The sequence below is a fragment of the Amycolatopsis sp. NPDC024027 genome (assembly GCF_040638975.1).
In the GTDB taxonomy this organism is placed as follows: Bacteria; Actinomycetota; Actinomycetes; order Mycobacteriales; family Pseudonocardiaceae; genus Amycolatopsis.
Genome location: NZ_JBEZYY010000002.1, coordinates 493,678 through 514,507 on the forward strand (window position 1 = coordinate 493,678; position 20,830 = coordinate 514,507).

Consider the following 20,830-nt stretch of genomic DNA (forward strand, 5'->3'; position numbering starts at 1 on the left):
GATCAGGCGGACAGCGCGCCGCGGCCCTTGCGACGGCGGGCCGCCAGGATGGCCCGGCCGGCGCGGGTCCGCATGCGCAGGCGGAACCCGTGGACCTTCGCGCGGCGGCGGTTGTTCGGCTGGAAGGTGCGCTTACCCTTGCTCACTGCTTCTCCTGTGTCTCGCGTTGTCCGTGTTCCCGCTCGCCGGAAGCAGAATTACTTCTTCCACCTGGCGTGTCGTGCGGGCGCACGGCAGTCTCTGGTGTCTCCTACCAACGTGTGGCCTCGTCACGACGAGCGACGACAACGTGGGCACGCGAAACGCACCCGTCGCATACGGGAGACCTTACGAGGGTACGCACCCCCGTCGGGCGGCCGGTAAGCACCCCCTCGGCCACGGTACGCGACCGGCCGGCACACCCGCGGAGTTCGACGCCGTGACACCGAATGGCAACGGGCCGTGCACCGTGAAATGCTGGCCGCCCAGGATGCCTTGTGGCCACGAGCGGGGCTTGTTAGCGTGCCTCTCTCGGGTCACCGGTCGAGGTGCACGAGTATCCGGGTGGTGGAGTGCCCACCGGCGTACGACGAGCCCGCAGGTGGTGGCGCCGCGGGTCGCCGTACATTAGTGCACAGCTGTGGACAACTATGTGGATATTCGCTGTGCCGGTGCGCGGACAGGTCTCCTGTGATCGCCGGGTGGAGTGACCGGGGAGTTCCGGGGCCGGCTCGGCCGTCCACGCCGACGAGGGGAGGGGAGCCAGACAGGTGTCGGATCACCAGCACAATCTGGGTGTCATCTGGGAACAGGTGGTACGCGAACTGTCCGACGGGACCCTGTCCCCCCAGCAGCGCGCCTGGATGCGCGTGACCCGTCCGATCGGCCTGCTCGACGGCACGGCGCTCCTGGCGGCGCCCAGCGACTTCGCGAAGGAAGCGATCGAACGCGGGCTGCGCGGCGCGATCACCGACGCACTCTCCCGGCGGCTCGGCCGCGCCATCTCGCTCGCGGTGAAGGTCGACAGCGCCGAGGCCGTCGCTCCGGCGCCCGCACCCCACTACGCGCCGTCACCCGGCCGAGTGGAAAACGGCGTGAGTCCCGAACCGGCCCCCCCGATGCCGGCCAACGGCGCCCCGATGATGCCGCCGCCGCGGCCCGCCGAACCCCCGCAGCCGAGGCCGCCGATGCCGATGCCGGCGCACCAGGCCGGCGCGCCGAAGCCGGACGACGGCGACGACACCGACGAAGAAGTCGACGAAGAGGGCGAAGCGCTCGCCGCGGTCCACGAGATCTGGCCGACGTTCTCCGGCCAGCCGATCGCCGGCCAGCCGTACACCGCGCCGGCGCAGCCGCAGACGTCGAAGACGAAGCTGAACGAGAAGTACACCTTCGACACGTTCGTCATCGGCGCGTCCAACCGCTTCGCGCACGCGGCCGCGGTCGCCGTCGCCGAAGCACCGGCGCGCGCGTACAACCCCCTCTTCATCTGGGGCGAGTCCGGGCTCGGCAAGACGCACCTGCTGCACGCGGTCGGCCACTACGCGCAACGGCTCTTCCCCGGCATGCGCGTCCGGTACGTCTCGACCGAAGAGTTCACGAACGACTTCATCAACTCGCTGCGCGACGACCGCAAGGTCGCCTTCCAGCGGCGCTACCGCGACATCGACATCCTGCTCGTCGACGACATCCAGTTCCTGGAAGGCAAAGAAGGTACGCAGGAAGAGTTCTTCCACACCTTCAACACCCTCCACAACGCGAACAAGCAGATCGTCGTCAGCTCCGACCGGCCGCCCAAGCGCCTCGAGACGCTGGAGGACCGGCTGCGGACGCGGTTCGAGTGGGGCCTCATCACCGACATCCAGCCGCCCGAGCTCGAGACGCGCATCGCGATCCTCCGCAAGAAAGCGGCGCAGGACAGGCTGGCGGTGCCGGGCGACGTCCTGGAGTTCATCGCCTCGCGCGTCGAGGCGAACATCCGGGAGCTCGAAGGCGCGCTGATCCGGGTCACGGCGTTCGCGTCGCTGAACCAGCAGCCGGTGGACGCCGCGCTGGCGGAGATCGTGCTGCGGGACCTGATCCCCGACTCCCACGCCCCGGAGATCACCGCGCCCACCATCATGGGCGTCATCTCCGAGTTCTTCGACGTGACGCTCGACGACCTGTGCGGCCCCGGCAAGACGAAGGCGCTCGCCACGTCCCGCCAGATCGCGATGTACCTCTGCCGCGAGCTCACCGACATGTCGCTGCCGAAGATCGGGCAGACGTTCGGCGGCCGCGACCACACGACGGTCATGCACGCGGACAAGAAGATCCGCAAGGAGATGGCCGAGCGCCGGCGGATCTACGACCAGGTGCAGGAGCTGACCTCGCGCATCAAGCAGCGCGCTCGCCAGTAGCACATCCCTTACCTCCCAACGACTTCGGGGCGTCCACTCACTGTGGACGCCCCTTTGTCGTCAGTGGACACCATCGTCAATGGACGCCGTCGTCTTTGGAGCGTCCGAAGCACGCGTACGCCCGCGAAGCAGCGAAGGCGTGTACGCGCGCTTCGCCAAAGTCGTGAAAATTGTTTGTACACAAGGAAGTTTCCCCATGGTGTGAGCGGATTGCCCACAGTGCCAACGGATCTCCGACCAGCGGCGACCCGGATTTCGTCCACATCCCGCCCACAGCCGATCCACAGCGCATCCACACCCTTGTCCACGCTGATTCCACAGGTTGCCCACATGATGTGCACAGGAGGAGCCGATCACTCGGAAGAGGGGTTCGGACCCCGTCCGGCACCCCCAGACCCTGGGTACAAATCGCCCCACACCTGGGGACAACCGTGGGGACAACTGGGCCCGATTGTGGACGGATCGCCCGCCGCCCGAAACCATCCACGGGTGGCCCGATCTACCCACAGGTCTGCCACCACGGTTACCCACACGCCCGCGAGCGGTCCGACCTGCGCAAACGAGCTCAATCCACACAATCCACAACGCCTATTACTGCTACTGCCCTTAGATCTTCTAAGAGAGAGAACAAAACAAAAACAGGCGGAGACCGAATCTGGGGACAGCCGCGAGATCGAGTCGTCATGTCGACAAAGTCAAGGGGAGGCCGAGGTGACGTCGGCGCCCGCGACGGCCTAACGTGGATGTCTGCACCTGGTCCGTGCTCCGGCCGCTCACGCGGAGGACGGACCGGCCGGAGGGGGCAGCCGGTCTCTGCCCTTCGAGAACGAGGCCTGGCCCGAGCCCGCACGGGGCTCGATCGTCGAAAGGATGCGCGCATGAAGATCCGCGTCGAGCGTGACGGGCTCGCCGACGCCGTCGCGTGGGTGGCCAGAAGCCTCCCCTCCCGGCCTCCGGTGCCGGTACTGGGCGGTGTCCTCCTCGACGCCGGTTCGGACGGCGAAACCGACGCGCTGACGGTCTCCGGCTTCGACTACGAGGTCTCCGCCACGGTCGGGGTCCCCGCGACGATCGCCGACGGCGGCCGCCTGCTCGTGTCCGGGCGCCTCCTGGCCGACATCACCAAGGCGCTGCCCGCGCAGCCGGTCGAGATCTCCGTCGACGGCTCGCGCGCCACCATCACGTGCGGCACCGCGCGGTTCTCCCTGCCGACCATGCCGGTCGAGGACTACCCGCAGCTGCCGTCCCAGCCCGCCTTCGCGGGCGAGCTCGCCGGCGACGCGTTCGGCCAGGCCGTCACCCAGGTCGTCGTCGCCGCGGGCAAGGACGACACGCTGCCGATGCTCACCGGCATGCGGCTCGAGATCTCCGGCAGCTCGCTGACCCTGGTCGCGACCGACCGGTTCCGGCTCGCCATGCGCGAGTTCACCTGGCAGCCCGCCGAGGGCCTGGCCGACGCCGCGGTGCTCGTCCCGGCGCGCACCCTCGCCGAGGCGGCCAAGACGCTCGGCGCCAGCGGTGCCACGATCCGCCTCGCCCTCGCCAGCGGCGAAGGCCTGCTCGGCCTGTCCGGTTCCGGGCGCTACACGACGACCCGCCTGCTCGACGCGGAATTCCCGCCGTACCGCCAGCTGCTGCCCGCGTCGCACACGTCGCGCGCGGTGATCGACGTGTCGGCTCTCACGGAGAGCATCAAGCGCGTTTCGCTGGTGGCCGAGCGGGGGACTCAGGTACGACTGGAATTCGGGGACAACACGCTGCGGTTGTCCGCGGGCGGCGACGACGAGGGCAGCGCCGAAGAAGAGCTCCAGGTCGACTACGAAGGTGAGCCGGTGACGATCGCGTTCAACCCGGGTTACCTCGTCGACGGCCTGGGTGCGCTGCACAGCGACCGGGCGGAGCTGACGTTCACCACGCCGAACCGGCCCGCGCTCATCAAGCCCGCCGACGCCGAGGGCAACGTCGTCCCCGGCTACCTGTACCTCCTCATGCCGGTCCGTCTCCCGGGCTGACCGCATTTCTCGAGCACGTAAGGGGATCTCATGGTTCAGCTCGGTCTGATCGGCCTGGGCAAGATGGGCTTCAACATGCGTGAGCGGCTGCGCGCGGCCGGTCACGAGGTGGTCGGCTACGACCGCAACCCGGACGTCACCGACACGACGTCGCTCGAGGACCTGGTGTCCAAACTGGACGCCCCGCGGATCGTCTGGATCATGGTCCCGGCCGGCGACCCGACCCGCCAGACCGTCACCGAGCTGAGCAACCTGCTCGCCGAGGGCGACATGGTGATCGACGGCGGCAACTCGAAGTACACCGACGACAAGCTGAACGCCGATCTGCTGGCGGCGAAGAACATCGGCTACGTCGACTGCGGTGTCTCCGGTGGCGTGTGGGGCAAGGACAACGGCTACGGCCTGATGGTCGGCGGCACCGCGGCCGACGTCGAGAAGGCCATGCCGATCTTCGACGCACTGCGCCCGGAAGGCCCGCGCGAGGAAGGCTTCTCGCACGCCGGCGACGTCGGCGCGGGCCACTACGCGAAGATGATCCACAACGGCATCGAGTACGGCATGATGCAGGCCTTCGCGGAAGGATTCGAGCTGCTCGAGGCCGCGAAGGTCGTCAAGGACGTGCCCGCCGTGATCAAGGGCTGGCAGCGCGGCACCGTCGTCCGGTCCTGGCTGCTCGACCTGCTCGTGCGCGCGCTCGACGAGGACCCGGAGCTGGACGACCTCGAGGGCTACGTCGAGGACTCAGGCGAAGGCCGCTGGACGCTGGAAGAGGCGATCAACAACGCGGTACCGGCGCCGGTCATCTCGGCCGCGCTGTTCGCGCGGTTCGCTTCGCGGCAGGAGCACTCGGCCGCGATGCGCGCGGTCGCCGCGCTGCGCAACCAGTTCGGCGGGCATGCCGTGAAGAAGGTCGGCGGGTAGGGCGGCTCCCGAAAGGCGGCCCCCGAAAGTAGGCACAGTGTATCTGCGGCACCTGCAGGTCACCGACTTCCGCTCCTGGCCGCAGGCCGATCTCGCGCTCGAACCGGGGCCGACCGTGCTGGTCGGCCAGAACGGTCGCGGCAAGACCAACCTGCTGGAAGCGATCGGGTACGTCGCGACGCTGGGCTCGCACCGCGTCGCGACGGACGCGCCGCTGATCCGGCACGGCTGCGAGCGCGCGCTGGTGCGGGTCGCGGTGGTCAACGACGACCGCGAGCTGACCGTCGAGCTCGAGATCACCGCCGGCCGGGCGAACCGCGCGCGGGTCAACCGCGGCGCGGTCGGCCGTCCGCGTGACGTGCTCGGGATCCTGCGCACGGTGCTGTTCTCCCCGGAGGACCTCGCGCTCGTGCGGGGCGACCCGGGTGAGCGGCGCCGGTTCCTCGACGAGCTCCTGGTGCTGCGCGCGCCGCGGTACGCCGGCGTCCGGGCGGACTACGAGAAGGTGCTGAAGCAGCGGAACGCCCTGCTCAAGACGGCCGGGAAACGACGTACGGGCCGCGAAGACCCGTACGCGCTGTCGACGCTCGAGGTCTGGGACGACCACCTGGCGGTGGCGGGCGCGGAGCTGCTCGCCGCGCGCCTGAACCTCGTCGCCGACCTCGCGCCGCACGCGGCTTCGGCGTACATGGGGGTCGCACCCGACTCGCGGCCGGCGAAGATCGCCTACCGGTCGTCGCTGGGTGCCACCCTGCCGGAAACGTACGGCGTACCGGATGGCGAACGGGCGCAACCCGAGGTCCTGAAGGACGTCTTACTCAAGGCGTTGGGCGAAGCCCGCAAAGCGGAGCTCGAGCGCGGGATCAGCTTGGTCGGCCCGCACCGGGACGAGCTGGAGCTGATCCTGGGCGAGGCGCCGGCGAAGGGCTACGCGAGCCACGGCGAGTCGTGGTCGTTCGCGCTGGCGCTGCGGCTCGGCAGCTACGAGCTGCTGCGCGCGGAGGCGGGCGAGCCGGTGCTGCTGCTCGACGACGTGTTCGCCGAGCTGGACCGCAAGCGCCGCGCCCGGTTGGCCGAGGTGGCCGCGAGCGCCGAACAGGTGCTGGTGACCGCCGCGGTCGACGAAGACGTGCCCGGGGAGCTGGCCGGCACCCGGTTCGTGGTGGCGGATGGTGAGATCACGCGTGGCTGAGCACGGCGATCGAGCACCCCGTGTGACGGGCGGCACAAAGCGCACCCGATCTGGGGACAAACCTGTGGACAGTGTGGATAACACGGTGAATGAGTTATCGCCCCGCGTGACCATGCGGCCAGATGGGTGGCGCAAAACGCCTGGCGACGGCCCTTCGTCGAACTCCAAGCCCGCTTCGGACACGGAACGTGATGCCGCCGCTGGGCCGAACGAGCCGCCGATGACGGGTCGCGATCTCGCGCACGCCGCGCTGGAGGCCGCGAAGGCCAAGGCCAAGGAGCGCGGTACGTCGCCCGGCCGGCGCCGCCCCGCCACCGGCGGTGGGCAGAGTCCCCGGCGTCGCCGCTGGTCGGGCCCGGGTGCGGACGCGCGCGACCCGCAACCGCTCGGCCGGCTCGTCTCCCGGCTGATGAGCGACCGCGGCTGGAACGAGAGCGTCACGAGCGCCCGCGTCTTCGCCCAGTGGGCGCGGCTGGTCGGCGAAGACGTCGCCGAGCACGCGCAGCCGGTCGCGCTCAAGGACGGCGAGCTCACCGTCCGCGCCAGCTCGACGGCGTGGGCCACCCAGCTGCGGTTGCTGCAGGGAAAGCTGCTGCACAAGATCGCGGCGGGGGTCGGCAACGGCGTCGTCAAGCGGATGCGGATCCAGGGTCCGACCGCCCCGAGCTGGCGGAAAGGGCCCCGTCACGTGCCGGGTCGCGGCCCCCGTGACACGTACGGCTGACCCGGGTTGCGCGTTGCTCGGTTGAATGCCCCGAGAACGCATTCAGACCTCCCGAGATACGTCAAGACTCGGCTCGAACCGATTTCGTTCGTCTGTGACGCGTTCAGGGGTGTCCTTGCCGCATGTCAGCAGACGCGGCCAAGTACACTGGAGGAGAGCGAGCGTCCGCTCGGGCGAGACGAGGAGAAACAACGCCGGTGACCGAGAACAAGCACGAGTACAACGCGTCGTCGATCACGGTGCTCGAAGGCCTCGAAGCGGTCCGCAAGCGCCCCGGCATGTACATCGGTTCCACCGGTGAACGCGGCCTGCACCACCTCGTCCAGGAGGTCGTCGACAACTCCGTCGACGAAGCGATGGCCGGGCACGCCACCAAGGTCGAGGTTACCCTCCTCGCCGACGGAGGCGTCCGCGTCGTCGACGACGGCCGTGGCATCCCGGTCGACATGCACCCCAAGGAGAAGAAGCCGACCCTCGAGGTCGTGCTCACCGTGCTCCACGCGGGCGGCAAGTTCGACAGCGACTCCTACGCGGTGTCCGGCGGCCTGCACGGCGTCGGCGTCTCCGTGGTGAACGCGCTGTCGACGAAGCTGCTCGCCGAGATCAAGTACGGCGGCCGCAGCTGGCGTCAGGTGTACACCGACCAGATCCCCGGCGAGCTGGAGGACCTGGGCCCGGCGTCCGAGACCGGCACCACGATCACCTTCTGGGCCGACGGCAACATCTTCGAGACGACGACGTACAACTTCGAGACCATCTCGCGCCGGCTCCAGGAGATGGCGTTCCTCAACAAGGGACTGACGCTGTCCCTGCGCGACGAGCGCGTCGCCGACGAGGAGACCGAGGCGGACGCCGAGGGCAAGGTCGCGCGGGTCAAGGAGAAGACGTACTGCTACCCGGGCGGGCTCGAGGACTTCGTCAAGCACATCAACGGCAGCAAGGACCCGATCCACTCCAGCGTGATCTCCTTCGAAGCGAAGGGCACCGGCCTCGAGGTCGAGGTCGCGATGCAGTGGAACAACGGCTTCACGCCGTCGGTCTACACGTTCGCCAACACGATCAACACCCACGAGGGCGGCACCCACGAAGAGGGCTTCCGCGCCGCGCTGACCCGCGTCGTCAACACCTACGCGCGCGACAAGAAGCTGCTCAAGGAGAAGGACACGAACCTGACCGGTGACGACGTGCGCGAGGGTCTCGCCGCGATCGTCTCGATCAAGCTGTCCGAGCCGCAGTTCGAGGGCCAGACCAAGACCAAGCTGGGCAACAGCGAGGCCAAGACGTTCGTGCAGCAGACGTCGAACGAGTGGCTGGCGGACTGGTTCGAGCGCAACCCCACCGAGGCGAAGACGATCATCAACAAGTCGATCTCCTCGGCGCAGGCCCGGATGGCCGCGCGCAAGGCGCGTGACCTGGTCCGCCGCAAGGGCGCGCTCGACATCGGCGGCCTGCCCGGCAAGCTCAAGGACTGCCGCTCCACCAAGCCGGAGGAGTGCGAGCTCTACATCGTCGAGGGTGACTCGGCCGGCGGCTCGGCCAAGGAGGGCCGGGACTCGATGTACCAGGCGATCCTGCCGATCCGCGGCAAGATCATCAACGTCGAGAAGGCCCGCATCGACCGCGTCCTCAAGAACACCGAGGTCCAGTCGCTGATCACCGCGCTCGGCACCGGCATCCACGACGAGTTCGACCTCACGAAGCTGCGCTACCACAAGATCGTGCTGATGGCCGACGCCGACGTCGACGGCCAGCACATCACGACGCTGCTGCTCACCCTGCTGTTCCGGTTCATGACGCCGCTGATCGAGCACGGCCACGTCTTCCTGTCGCGGCCGCCGCTGTACAAGATCAAGTGGCCGCGGGCCGAGCCGGAGTACGCGTACTCCGACCGCGAGCGCGACGCCGTCATCCGCGCGGGTGTCGAAGCGGGCAAGCGGCTCCCGAAGGACGACGCGATCCAGCGCTACAAGGGTCTCGGCGAGATGAACGCCGAAGAGCTGTGGGAGACCACGATGGACCCGGCCAACCGGCTGCTGGGCCGGGTCACCCTGGACGACGCCGCCCAGGCCGACGACCTGTTCTCCGTCCTGATGGGCGAGGACGTCGAGGCTCGCCGCTCGTTCATCACGCGCAACGCCAAGGACGTGCGCTTCTTGGACGTGTAGGCGTCTTCCTCGTTCTTCGCCCCCGCTAGGCCCCCGCACCCGAGAAGGACCTCATGACGGAAACTCTGCCGCCGGCTCCGGACCACGACCGGATCGAACCGGTCGACATCCAGCAGGAGATGCAGCGCTCCTACATCGACTACGCGATGAGCGTCATCGTGTCGCGCGCGCTGCCGGACGTCCGGGACGGGCTCAAGCCGGTGCACCGGCGGGTCCTGTACTCGATGTTCGACTCCGGCTTCCGGCCGGACCGCGGGTACAACAAGTGCTCGCGCGTCGTCGGCGACGTCATGGGCAACTACCACCCGCACGGTGACTCGGCGATCTACGACGCGCTGGTGCGGCTCGCCCAGCCGTGGTCGATGCGCTACCCGCTGATCGACGGCCAGGGCAACTTCGGCTCGCCGGGCAACGACCCCGCGGCCGCCATGCGGTACACCGAGTCCCGGCTCGCGCCGCTGGCCATGCAGATGCTGGCCGACATCGAAGAAGACACCGTCGACTTCTCCGACAACTACGACGGCCGCACGCAGGAGCCCGACGTCCTGCCGTCGCGGTTCCCGAACCTGCTGGTCAACGGCGGTTCCGGGATCGCGGTCGGGATGGCGACGAACATCCCGCCGCACAACCTGCGCGAGGTCTCCGAGGGTGTCGTCTGGGCGCTGGAGAACCCGGAAGCGACCGACGACGAGCTGCTCGCCGCGCTGCTCGTCCGGATCAAGGGCCCGGACTTCCCGACCAAGGCGATGATCCTCGGCACCTCCGGCATCGAGGACGCCTACCGCACCGGCCGCGGCTCGGTCCGGATGCGCGCGGTCGTGGAGGTCGAGGAGGACGCGAAGGGCCGCACGATCCTGGTCGTGTCCGAGCTGCCGTACCAGGTCAACCCGGACAACCTCGTCGAGAACATCGCGAACCTGGTCCGCGACGGCAAGCTCACCGGCATCTCCGACATCGCCGACGAGTCCAACAGCCGCTCCGGCATGCGGATCGTCGTCACGGTCAAGCGGGACGCGGTCGCGAAGGTCGTGCTGAACAACCTGTTCAAGCACACCCAGCTGCAGCAGAACTTCGGCGTCAACATGCTGGCGCTGGTCGACGGCGTGCCGCGCACGCTGCGGCTCGACCAGATCATCCGCCACTACGTCAACCACCAGGTCGAGGTCATCGTCCGGCGGACCAGGTTCCGCTTGAAGAAGGCCGAAGAGCGCGCCCACATCCTGCGTGGTTACGTCAAGGCACTCGACGCGCTCGACGAGGTCATCGCGCTGATCCGGCGGTCGCCGTCCGCGGACGAGGCCCGACCGGCCCTGATGGAGCTGCTGGACGTCGACGAGATCCAGGCCACCGCGATCCTCGACATGCAGCTGCGGCGCCTCGCCGCCCTGGAGCGCCAGCGGATCATCGACCAGCTGGCCGAGATCGAGCTCGAGATCGCCGACCTCAAGGACATCCTCGAGAAGCCCGAGCGGCAGCGCGCGATCATCCGCGACGAGCTGATGACGATCGTCGACAAGTACGGCGACGACCGGCGCACGAAGATCATCGGCTTCAACGGTGACGTCACCGACGAGGAACTCATCGCGGTCGAGGACGTCGTCGTCACCATCACCCGCACGGGGTACGCCAAGCGGACGAAAACGGACCTGTACCGCTCGCAGAAGCGCGGCGGCAAGGGCGTGCAGGGTGCGACGCTGAAGCAGGACGACATCGTCCAGCACTTCTTCGTCTGCTCGACGCACGACTGGATCCTGTTCTTCACGAACAAGGGGCGCGTCTACCGGACCAAGGCGTACGACCTGCCCGAGGCCAACCGCAACGCGCGCGGCCAGCACGTGGCGAACCTGATGGCGTTCCAGCCGGACGAGCAGATCGCCCAGGTCATCCAGATCAAGAACTACGAGGTCGCGCCGTACCTGGTGCTCGCCACCAAGCGCGGCCTGGTCAAGAAGACCAAGCTCACCGACTTCGACTCCAACCGCTCCGGCGGCCTCATCGCCATCAACCTGCGCGAAGGCGACGAACTGGTCGGCGCGGTGCTCGCGGCGGCCGAGGACGACCTGCTCCTGGTGTCGGCCGAGGGCCAGTCCATCCGCTTCCACGCGACGGACGAGGCGCTGCGGCCGATGGGCCGCCCGACGTCCGGCGTCATGGGCATGCGGTTCAACGACGGTGACGAGCTGCTCGGCGTCAGCGTGGTCAAGGAGGGCAAGTTCCTCCTGGTCGCGACCGACGGCGGGTATTCCAAGCGCACGCCGATCGAGGACTACCCGGTCCAGGGCCGCGGCGGCAAGGGCGTGCTCACCATTCAGCACGACCGCAAACGTGGCAGGCTGGTGGGTGCGCTCATCGTCGACGCCGAGGACGAGCTCTACGCGATCACCTCGAGCGGCGGCGTGATCCGCACACCGGCAGGCGATGTCCGCAAGGCAGGGCGGCAGACGAAGGGGGTCCGGCTGATGAATCTCGGCGAAGGCACCACTCTTCTCGCGGTCGCACGCAACGCGGACGAGCCCTCGGACGTCGCCAATGGTGAAGCTCCCGAAGCGCCCGAAGCGGGTGAAGAGACGACGGCGCCGTCGGAGCAGTAAGTTCACAACTACGGACAGCGCCCCACGGCACGGGTAAGGACTGACTCTTCGTGACACCGACCGAGAATCCCGAGGCAGCGGGTTCGAACGGAACGCCGGCCAGCCCACCTTGGCAGCGGGTCGACAAGGAAGGCGACGCCGAAGCGACGGTCAAGCTGGCCACGGACGAGGCACCGCCCCCGGCCGCGGCAACGCAGCCCGTCACCCCCGAACGTCCGGTGGTGACGGGCAGCGCAGCCCCCCGCCTCTTCGGCGGCACCTCAGGCGACACCCCACCCTCCGGCAGCGAGGTCCCCTCGGCATCGACCCAGCGAGCCCGTCCGAGCGCGCTGCGTCGCCCGGGCCGCGGCCCGCGCCGCGCATCGCTGCAGGTGAAGCGATTCGACCCGTGGTCGGTGCTGAAGCTGTCCCTGGTCCTGGGCGTCGCGATGTTCTTCGTCTGGCTGGTGGCGGTCGGAGTGCTGTACACGGTCCTCGACGGCATGGGCGTCTGGGACAAGCTGAACGGCACATACTCGTCCCTGGTCGGCGGCGAGGGCGCCAACGCCTCAGCCGAACCCCTGATCAGCGCCGGCCGCGTGTTCGGCATCGCGGCCATCCTGGGCGCGATCAACATCGTCCTGGTTTCAGCCTTGGCAACGGTGAGCGCGTTCATCTACAACGTCTCGGCAGACCTCGCGGGCGGCCTCGAGGTAACCCTGTCCGAACGGGAGTGACCCGGTTGCAGGGCCCCCTCGGGGGTCCTGTAAAGTTCTCCTCGTTCGAGGGCCTATAGCTCAGGCGGTTAGAGCGCTTCGCTGATAACGAAGAGGTCCCAGGTTCAAGTCCTGGTAGGCCCACGCAACTCAAGCCCGGTTCGCGGAATGCGGACCGGGCTTTTGCATGACCTGAGTGACTTGTGGAGCTGAGCGAGCCCGCGATGCTGTTCGCATGAGCAAATAGCTCGGTGTCGTTTCGGCGGGTCCGGGCTTAGCTTCGGGTGATGGCGAACGAACTGACCATTCCGCTCCTGCCCTGTCCTTCCATCGACGAGATCGCGTCGTTCTACGAGATGCTCGGCTTCGAGATCACCTATCGGCAGACGCGGCCGAACCCGCACGTCGCGGTGCGGCGGGAAGACATCAATCTGCACTTCTTCGGGATGGACGGCTACGACCCGGCGCAGTCGTACAGCACGTGCCTGGTCATCGTGGCGGACACCAACGAGCTGTACGAGGCCTTCGCGGCAGGGATGCGGTCCGTGCACGGAAAACGGCTGATCGCCGGCATTCCGCGCATGACGCGGCCGCGGCTGCGCAACGACCGGTACACCGGGTTCACCGTCGTCGATCCGGGCGGCAACTGGATCCGGATCCACCAGGCCATCAAGGAACCCGAGGCGCAGACCAAGCTTGCCAAAGCCTTGGAGAACGCCGCGAGGCAGGCGGATGCGCGCGGCGACGAACGCCACGGGCTGAAAATCCTGGAAGGCGCGCTGAAGCGAGCGACCGGCGACGAACCGGAGTTTCAGGCGGTGCAGGAGTACCGCGACGAGCTCATTGCTCGGATCAAAGGGGTCTGAGCCGCGGTCAGCTTTCTATCTGCCGTCCCGAGCAGGTTTCACCGGGCAAACGCCGGCAGCCAGCCACTTCTCCCGCAGGTCCGAGGGAATGGTCAAGGTGGTCGGCTGCCCGTCGGTCAGCGTGCGTACGCTTCCGCCCAAGAGGAGGCTGCCGGCCTTGTCGAGCACCGTCGTGGCCACCCGGCTGCGGTCTTCCGAGCGCTCGAGCAGCCGCATCACGCGGGTGCCGGCGGCTACCGTGCGGACCCAGGCGCGCGAGTGCGGTACCTCGAGCCAGTCGGCGACCTGCGGGGTGACGACCTGGCGGACCATCGCCGCGACCACGCCGTCGAACGCTTTGCCGGGCACCAAGTTCTCGTAGAGGCGCAGGAGGTTGCGGGTGAGCTCGATTCCTTCGGCGGACGGGCCGTAACTCGCCTCGACGAGCCGCGCGTTCAGTGCCTGGGCCTCGGCGAGGGTCTCGGGCATGGCGTCGGCCGGGATGCCGAGGAGGGCGCCGGTCACCCGCCACACGTAGTAGTAGTCCTCGGCTTCGCGGTCGGTGACGGAGATGCCGATCCGGCGCATTCCGTCGATGACCTGGACGGAAAAGATGAGCAATGCGCCCAGCATGTCCTGCTGGCACAACGGCACGCCGTCCGCCTCGATGTCCCATTCGCCGGATCGGGTGATGAAGTGACGGACGGCGGCGTGGATCAGCCGGGTCTTCTGGATCGTCGGCACGAAACTGCCGCCGGAGCCGAACGGGTTGCGGCCCATCAGGTTCAGCACGAACTGCGACGTCTCGGACAGCCGGCGATGGGGCTGGTTGAGCCGGTGCGTGAGCGACAGCACGCGCGATGGCCGCGGCTGGGCGTAGCAGTTGACCATCGCGCCGAACGACAGCACCGACGCGACGTGCACCCCGTCGTCCATGAAGAACTCGTACGCGGCCGCGATCCGGTCGAGATCGGCCCAATCCGGCGGGGCGTCCGTGGCCACGAGGTAACGGCGCACCGGCTCGGGGAGGTCCTCGGGAACCGGCTGGTCGTTGTCCCGGAACCGGGCCAGCACGTCGTTGACCGCGCTGGTCGTTCCGCCGGCCACCAAGTCGGCGATCACCGCGTCGGCCAGCGGATCACCTTGGTACTTCAGCGCTTCGACGGCGGTCAGTGCGGTCGCCTTCGTGTTCTGCGTTTCTGGCACGCACCCAGCCTCAGCCGGGTCTCGAACCCGGCGCTAGCGCTGTTCGGGCACGGCAGAGCCTCTAACGACTGATCCGCTCGATCACCAAGCGTGACCGCGGGATACAGGTCAGCCCTGCCGGGAAGAGAAGTCCGGCAGGGCTGAGCGGTTACGGTCGACGTGCCGCACGGTCGCCTCTCGGCGAGTGGCTCATCGCGGCTCCAGCCTGGCGGAACTCCGCGAAGGCGATGGGGTGAGGCCCGGGGGACACGGTGGGCACATCGACCACTTCGTACAACCAAAGGGCCCGCAACAGTATTTCCCGGAGCGTGTGACGTGCGTTACCAGTGGTTCCACGTGGAACCAAGAGTGCCCGACACCCGCGCGCAGCCGTGCAGTAACATCGCGGGGTAAGGGAAGCAAGCTGAGAAGGGGGCTTCGGTGAAGAAGCTGCTGGCACTCGCCGTCATCGCGGGCGGCGTCCTGTTCGTCGTCAAGCGCAACAAGGCGGCCAAGGCCGAAGCCGACCTCTGGCGTGAGGCGACCGCGCCGGTCCCCTCCACCAACGGCACCACTCCGGCCAAGCCGGCGGGCGCTTCCCACAACTGATCTTCACCCCGCGGGCGGTGCGCCGTCCGCGTCCGGGGCTGTAGCTCAATTGGTAGAGCACCGCCTTTGCAAGGCGGGGGTCAGGGGTTCGATTCCCCTCAGCTCCACACTCGAAGAACACACAAGCCCAGGTCGGACCGGTTCCGCCGACCTGGGCTTTGTCGTATCGGTCAGCGCACGCCGGTCCGGGCGAGCCAGGCCACCCAGACGTGGAGGGCCGCGGAAACCAGAGCCAGCAGCGCGATCCGGTAGGCGCCGATTCCGCCGGTGAGGTTGTAAGCGACCGCGGACGCCAGGGGAACCAGCAGCGCGGTCAGGACGATCGGGCGCTTCGGCCGTAGCCGCGTCATGCTCAGGGCGAGCAGCGTGAGCAAGAGCGTCCCGGCGGCGGTCGCCAGAAAAATCTCGGCGCCCAGGATCACCTGGCCGAGCGAGCAGAACGGGTTGCCGGTGGTGCACAACCGGTCATACTTACCGGCCATCGCGGTCCAGAAGGCCCCGGTGCCGGCGCCGGTGAACGCGGCGATCAGCGCCACCGCGACCAGCGTGCGCGGGTCCGCTCGTGGCGGGGTCGATGCCACCATCGGTCCTCCTGAACGCCGTCGACGGAAGCGCCTCAACGGACTTTAGAGCGACCGGGTCAGGTTCGTGTCAGGTCGGTGTCAGGCCGGCCTTCGACAGTAGCTCCCATGACAGACCTGGCGATCACGGCCTCCGGACTGCGGAAGGCCTACCAAGACAAAACCGTCCTCGACGGCGTGGACCTCGAAGTCGAGGCCGGGACCATCTTCTCCCTGCTCGGCCCGAACGGGGCCGGCAAGACCACGGCCGTCAACGTCCTCACCACGCTGACGAAAGCCGACGGCGGCACAGTTCGCGTCGCCGGGCACGACGTGGCCGCCGAGGCCAAGGCCGTGCGAGCGGCGATCGGCGTCACCGGGCAGTTCGCCGCCGTCGACGAACTGCTCACCGGGCAGGAAAACCTGCAGCTGATGGTCGACCTGAACCGGCGCGGCGGGGGCAAGAACACCGTCGCCGAGCTGCTGGAGCGCTTCGACCTCACCGAGGCCGCGCGCAAGCCCGCGTCGACCTACTCCGGGGGGATGCGCCGGAAGCTCGACCTCGCCATGACGCTCGTCGGCCGGCCGCGGATCATCTTCCTCGACGAACCGACGACCGGCCTCGACCCGCGCAGCCGCCGGACCATGTGGGCCATCATCCGCGACCTCGTCGCCGACGGGGTGACCGTCTTCCTCACCACCCAGTACCTCGAAGAGGCCGATCAGCTCGCCGACCGCATCGCCGTGCTCGACCAGGGCCGGCTGGTCGCCCAGGGCACGGCCGACGAACTCAAGCGCCGGATTCCCGGCACCCACGTCCGGCTCCGGTTCACCACCGCCGGCGAGCTCGACGCGGCCGCGCGAATCCTCACCGACGCCAGCCGGGACGACGAGGCCATGGCCCTGCGCGTGCCCAGCGACGGCGGCACGAAATCGCTCCGGTCCCTTTTGGACAGACTCGACGAATACGCGCTCAGCGCCGAAGAGCTCTCCGTCCACACCCCCGATCTCGACGACGTCTTCCTCGCCCTGACGGGCCACGCCACGGAGGTGCCGGCCAAATGAACTCCCACTCGATCGTGATGCTGCGCCGCAACTTCAAGCACATCGCCCGTAATCCGATGTCGGTGTTCAACGCGATCCTGATGCCGGTCGTGGTCATGCTGATGTTCGTCTACATGTTCGGAGACGCCTTCAGCGTCGGCGTGAACTACGTCGACTACGCGACGCCGGGGCTGATGCTGCTGGCCGTCTGCTACGGGCTGGGCGCGACCGCGACCGCGGTGAACTCCGACATGACCAAGGGCATCATCAACCGCTTCAAGGTCATGGACGTCTCGCGGGGCGCGGTGCTGACCGGGCACGTCGTCGCCAGCGTGCTGACCAACCTGATCGCCATCGCGGCTCTCCTCGGGGTGGCCTTCCTGCTGGGATTCCACCCAGCGGCGAGCTTGTTCGACTGGCTCGGCGCCTTCGGTGTCGTCGTGCTCCTCGGGTTCGCGACCGGCTGGCTCACGATCGCACTGGGCCTGGCGGCGAAGACGCCGGAAACGGCGGGCCTGGCTTCGGTGCCGCTGGTCATGCTCCCCTTCTTCAGCAGCGCGATCGTGCCTGCCGAAAAAATGGGGCCCGGCCTCAAGCAGTTCGCGGAGTACCAGCCGTTCACGCCGATCATCGAAACCCTGCGCGGGCTGCTCAACGGGACGCCGGCCACCGGCACCCTGATCGCCGCCCTCGCGTGGTGCGCCGGGATCGCCGTCGTCGGCTACCTGTGGGCGTCGTCCACCTTCAAGAAGCGAGCGTGACCGCGGCCAGCTCCGGCCAGCTCGCTCCCGACCCCGCCCGCGTCGCCTCGGTGAACCCCACGTCACCGAGGCGACGCCGGGCGGTTTCCCCGATCCGGGCGACGTCCGGGTGCGACCGGTCCGGCAGGCCCCGGACACCCGCGCTCGCTCCGAGCAACCGTGCGGCCTGCTCGTCCTGTCCCTCCCGCAGCGCCAGGTCCGCGACGCCGACGAGGACCTGCGCGATCGTCAGCGGGTGTCCGGTTTCGGTCGCCGCGTCGAACGCCGCCGCCCGGTGGGCACGGGCTTCGCCGAGGTCCTCGGTGAGGTAACCGAGCAGGTCCTGGACCACGGCCTGGACGTTCGCGCGCTGGGCGTCGTCGCCCATCATCGTCGTGGCGACGTCGAGCTGGCGACGTGCCTGGGCGGTGTCGCCGCTCCAGCGTGCGAGTTCCGCCTTGGCCAGCGCCAGCTCGGCCAGCGCGTTCGGCCAGGCCACGCGCTCGGCGGCCCGCTGGGCTCCGGCCAGTGCGGCCGCGCTCGCCTGCTCGTCGTCCAGCAGCCAGTACAGCTGGGCCTGCCGCGCCCGCATCCGGACGACGTCCTCGATGGCGCCGACCTCGGTCACGACGTCGACGGCCTGCTCGTAGTACTGGCACGCTTTCGCGAACTCGCCGCGCACGGCGATGCGGTCCGCCAGCTCGGTCAGGGCGAACGAGGTGCCCCACCGCTCGCCGAGCGCGCGGAACTCCGCGACCGCCGTCTCGAGGAGTGCGTCCGCGGCCTGGTCGCCGTGGCCGAACTGGATGCGCATCTTGCCCAGCTGCAACCGGGCCACCGCCCGCACCCACGGGTCCTCGTCGGCGAGCAGCGGTTCGAACGCCGACAGCGCCGCGTCCGGTCCGTGCAGCAGGCGCTCCAGGGAGCCGGCGAAGCGCAACGCCAGCCGCGGGTTGTCGACGCCGAGGCTGATCTCGTACGCCTTGCGGATCCAGTCTTCCGCGCGGTATTCGTCGCTCTGCTGCCCGGACGTCACGAACTGGACGACGAACGTGTAGACCACGCCGCGGATCTCGTCCGGCACCTCACCGGGCACGGCCGTGGCCGCCATGACCAGCTCGTTGCCCTCCGCCCGGTGCCCGGCGAGCCACCAGTACCAGCCGGCGGTCGCCGCGAGCCGCATCGCCTCCGCCGCTTCGCCCGCCGCGATTGCTCCGCGCATCGCCGCGGTGATGTTGTCGTGCTCCGCCTCGAGCGTGGCGAGCCACGTCAGCTGCTCGGCGCGGCGCAGGTGCGGCTCCGCCGTCTCGGCGAGTTCGGTGAAGTACGCGAGATGGGCGCGCCGGGCGACGTCCGCCTCGCCCGCCTCCGCGAGCCGCTGCTGGGCGTACTCCTTGATCGTGCCGAGCATGCGGTAGCGCGGTGCCTCGTCGCCCACGACGACGACCAGCGACTTGTCGGTCAACGAGGTCAGCAGGTCGAGCACCTCGGCCGAGTCGTCGCCGCAGACCCGCTCGGCCGCCTCCAGGCTCGCCCCGCCGGAGAACACCGAAAGCCGGCGCAGCACGAGGCGTTCGGCGTCGGAGAGCAGTTCCCAGCTCCAGTCGATCACCGCGCGCAGCGTGCGGTGCCGCGGGAGCGCGGTCCGGCTGCCGCCGGTCAGCAGGCGGAACCGGTCGTCGAGCCGGTGGGCGAGCTGGTCGAGCGACATCGTGCGCAGGCGCGCCGCGGCGAGTTCGATGGCCAACGGCATTCCGTCCAGCGCGCGGCAGACGCGCGCCAGGGTGCGGACGTCCACCGCGAGGTCCTTGCGCACCGCGCCGGCCCGGTCCCGCAGCAGCCGGACGGCCGGGGCGGCCTCGATTTCGGCCGGATCCGCGTTCTCCGCGGGCAGGGCCAGGGGCGCGACCTGCCACAGCGCCTCGCCGGTGATGCCGAGCGGTTCCCGGCTCGTCGCGAGGATCCGCAGCCGTCGGCACTCGCCGAGCACCCGGTGCGCGAAGGCCGCCGCGGACTCGATGACGTGCTCGCAGTTGTCCAGGATCAGCAGCATCGAACGTTCCCGCAGGGCGGCGATGACCCGGTCCGTCGGCTCGGCGTCCGGTGCCTCGCCGACGAGCGAGTCCCGGAGCTTGAGCGCGCCGAGCGTCGCCTGGGCCACGTCGTCGCCGGCGCCGATCCCGGCCAGCTCGACCAGCCACGCGCCGTCCGGCAGGTCACCGAGCAGCGTGCGCGCGGTTTCCGTGGCCTGCCTGGTCTTCCCCGAACCGCCCGGCCCGATCAGCGTGGTGAGCCGGTGTTCGGCGACGAGCTCGCGGACCGCGGTGACGTCGGCGTCCTTGCCGACGTAGCTGGTCAGCTCGGCCCGCAGGTTGGTCTTCCGGCTCTCCTCCCGCCGGCCCAGCTCGCCGCGCAGTAGCGCGACGTGCACTTCGGACAGCTCCGGCGACGGGTCGACGCCGAGGGAGTCGGCCAGGGTTTCCCGCGTGCGCTCGTACACGAGCAGCGCTTCGGTGTCGCGGCCGGTCGCGACGAGCGCGCGCATCAACGCGGCGACGAGCCGTTCCCGCATCGGGTGCGCGGCCACCAGGTCGGTCAGCTCGGTGACCAGCTCCGCGCCGTGGCCGAGCCGGGCCTCCGCGTCGAACCGGTCCTCCAGGGCGGCCAGGCGCAGCCCTTCGAGCCGGGTGACCGCGGCTGCGAACGCCGCGCTTTCCGGCAGTTCGACGTCCTGCATGGCCGGACCGCGCCAGAGGGCGAGTGCCTCGCGCAGCCGTCGCGGATCGTCTTCCTGGCGCGCCTGGCCGACGAGGCGTTCGAAGCGCACGGCGTCGACGTCCTCGGGTGCCACCACCAGCCGGTAGCCGGTCGGCCGGCCGTCGACCGACCCCTCGGGCAGGGCCTTGCGCAGCCGGGAAACCAGGCGCTGCAGGGCGTTCGGGGCTTCGGCGGGTGGGTGCTCACCCCAGATCCAGTCGACGAGCGTCCCCTTCGGGACCACTTGGCCCGGCTCGAGCGCGAGCGCGACCAGCAGCCCCCGCAGACGGGCGCCGGGCACGTCGGCGAGCACGCCGTCGGCCGTGCGCACTTCGAAGGGCCCCAGGATCCCGATCTGCACGCGGCCGATCTTGCCACGGGCGGCGGTGTCCGAGGCGTGTCAGGCCCGTGT

Annotated in this window: 16 protein-coding genes and 2 tRNA genes; 14 read left to right on the forward strand and 4 right to left on the reverse strand. The window is 69.2% G+C overall.

Annotated features, from left to right (window positions below; translation table 11 throughout):
• Positions 1–2: 2 nt before the first annotated feature.
• Entirely contained in the window at positions 3–146 is a 144-nt protein-coding gene (gene rpmH, locus AB0F52_RS07190; protein WP_103340210.1) for a 50S ribosomal protein L34, read from the reverse strand.
• A gap of 603 nt (positions 147–749) precedes the next feature.
• Between rpmH and dnaA the strand changes: the two genes are divergently transcribed.
• From dnaA to AB0F52_RS07240, 10 genes are all read left to right on the forward strand, one after another.
• Positions 750–2,378 (forward strand): chromosomal replication initiator protein DnaA, encoded by a 1,629-nt coding sequence (dnaA, locus tag AB0F52_RS07195; protein ID WP_360165588.1) that lies wholly within the window; start codon positions 750–752, stop codon positions 2,376–2,378.
• A gap of 878 nt (positions 2,379–3,256) precedes the next feature.
• On the forward strand, positions 3,257–4,390 hold the full coding sequence (dnaN, locus tag AB0F52_RS07200; RefSeq protein WP_103340207.1) for a DNA polymerase III subunit beta: 1,134 nt from the start codon (positions 3,257–3,259) through the stop codon (positions 4,388–4,390).
• A 30-nt stretch (positions 4,391–4,420) separates the two neighbouring features.
• Complete coding sequence (gnd, locus tag AB0F52_RS07205; protein ID WP_103340205.1) at positions 4,421–5,311, forward strand: phosphogluconate dehydrogenase (NAD(+)-dependent, decarboxylating); 891 nt, start codon at positions 4,421–4,423, stop codon at positions 5,309–5,311.
• A 37-nt stretch (positions 5,312–5,348) separates the two neighbouring features.
• Positions 5,349–6,503, forward strand: coding sequence for a DNA replication/repair protein RecF (gene recF, locus AB0F52_RS07210; protein WP_360165593.1), 1,155 nt, complete (start codon positions 5,349–5,351; stop codon positions 6,501–6,503).
• Between the two features lie 220 nt (positions 6,504–6,723).
• Positions 6,724–7,227, forward strand: a complete 504-nt coding sequence (locus AB0F52_RS07215; RefSeq protein ID WP_103340202.1) for a DciA family protein — start codon at positions 6,724–6,726, stop codon at positions 7,225–7,227.
• Positions 7,228–7,424: 197 nt separating this feature from the next.
• The gene (gene gyrB, locus AB0F52_RS07220) at positions 7,425–9,392 is read left to right on the forward strand and encodes a DNA topoisomerase (ATP-hydrolyzing) subunit B (RefSeq protein ID WP_360165597.1); all 1,968 of its coding nucleotides are present in this window, start codon (positions 7,425–7,427) and stop codon (positions 9,390–9,392) included.
• A gap of 53 nt (positions 9,393–9,445) precedes the next feature.
• Positions 9,446–11,983, forward strand: a complete 2,538-nt coding sequence (gene gyrA / locus AB0F52_RS07225) for a DNA gyrase subunit A (RefSeq protein ID WP_360165600.1) — start codon at positions 9,446–9,448, stop codon at positions 11,981–11,983.
• A gap of 50 nt (positions 11,984–12,033) precedes the next feature.
• On the forward strand, positions 12,034–12,699 hold the full coding sequence (locus AB0F52_RS07230) for a DUF3566 domain-containing protein (protein ID WP_360165603.1): 666 nt from the start codon (positions 12,034–12,036) through the stop codon (positions 12,697–12,699).
• A gap of 49 nt (positions 12,700–12,748) precedes the next feature.
• Positions 12,749–12,822 (forward strand) — tRNA-Ile (locus AB0F52_RS07235).
• A 143-nt stretch (positions 12,823–12,965) separates the two neighbouring features.
• Positions 12,966–13,544 (forward strand): hypothetical protein, encoded by a 579-nt coding sequence (locus AB0F52_RS07240; RefSeq protein WP_360165606.1) that lies wholly within the window; start codon positions 12,966–12,968, stop codon positions 13,542–13,544.
• Between the two features lie 15 nt (positions 13,545–13,559).
• Here AB0F52_RS07240 and AB0F52_RS07245 read toward each other — a convergent pair whose 3' ends face one another.
• Positions 13,560–14,729: an oxygenase MpaB family protein gene (locus tag AB0F52_RS07245; protein ID WP_360165609.1), complete on the reverse strand. Its 1,170-nt coding sequence runs from the start codon at positions 14,727–14,729 to the stop codon at positions 13,560–13,562.
• Positions 14,730–15,149: 420 nt separating this feature from the next.
• On the opposite strand from AB0F52_RS07245, the gene AB0F52_RS07250 reads away from it, so the two are divergent.
• A complete protein-coding gene (locus tag AB0F52_RS07250) occupies positions 15,150–15,317 on the forward strand; it encodes a DLW-39 family protein (protein WP_003100602.1) in 168 nt (55 codons plus the stop codon).
• A 34-nt stretch (positions 15,318–15,351) separates the two neighbouring features.
• Positions 15,352–15,424: transfer RNA gene (locus AB0F52_RS07255), tRNA-Ala, on the forward strand.
• A gap of 63 nt (positions 15,425–15,487) precedes the next feature.
• Here AB0F52_RS07255 and AB0F52_RS07260 read toward each other — a convergent pair.
• Positions 15,488–15,901 (reverse strand): hypothetical protein, encoded by a 414-nt coding sequence (locus tag AB0F52_RS07260; RefSeq protein ID WP_360165614.1) that lies wholly within the window; start codon positions 15,899–15,901, stop codon positions 15,488–15,490.
• Positions 15,902–16,006: 105 nt separating this feature from the next.
• Between AB0F52_RS07260 and AB0F52_RS07265 the strand changes: the two genes are divergently transcribed.
• Together AB0F52_RS07265 and AB0F52_RS07270 are read left to right on the forward strand one after the other, a co-directional pair.
• Positions 16,007–16,942, forward strand: a complete 936-nt coding sequence (locus AB0F52_RS07265; protein ID WP_360165617.1) for an ATP-binding cassette domain-containing protein — start codon at positions 16,007–16,009, stop codon at positions 16,940–16,942.
• Positions 16,939–17,682 carry an ABC transporter permease gene (locus AB0F52_RS07270; protein WP_360165620.1) on the forward strand — a complete coding sequence of 248 codons (744 nt, stop codon included), beginning with the start codon at positions 16,939–16,941 and terminating at the stop codon, positions 17,680–17,682. The genes AB0F52_RS07265 and AB0F52_RS07270 overlap by 4 nt, the downstream gene beginning before the upstream one ends.
• On the opposite strand, the gene AB0F52_RS07275 is transcribed toward AB0F52_RS07270, so the two are convergent.
• Positions 17,666–20,779 carry a BTAD domain-containing putative transcriptional regulator gene (locus AB0F52_RS07275; protein WP_360165623.1) on the reverse strand — a complete coding sequence of 1,038 codons (3,114 nt, stop codon included), beginning with the start codon at positions 20,777–20,779 and terminating at the stop codon, positions 17,666–17,668. The genes AB0F52_RS07270 and AB0F52_RS07275 overlap by 17 nt on opposite strands.
• Positions 20,780–20,830 lie beyond the last annotated feature (51 nt).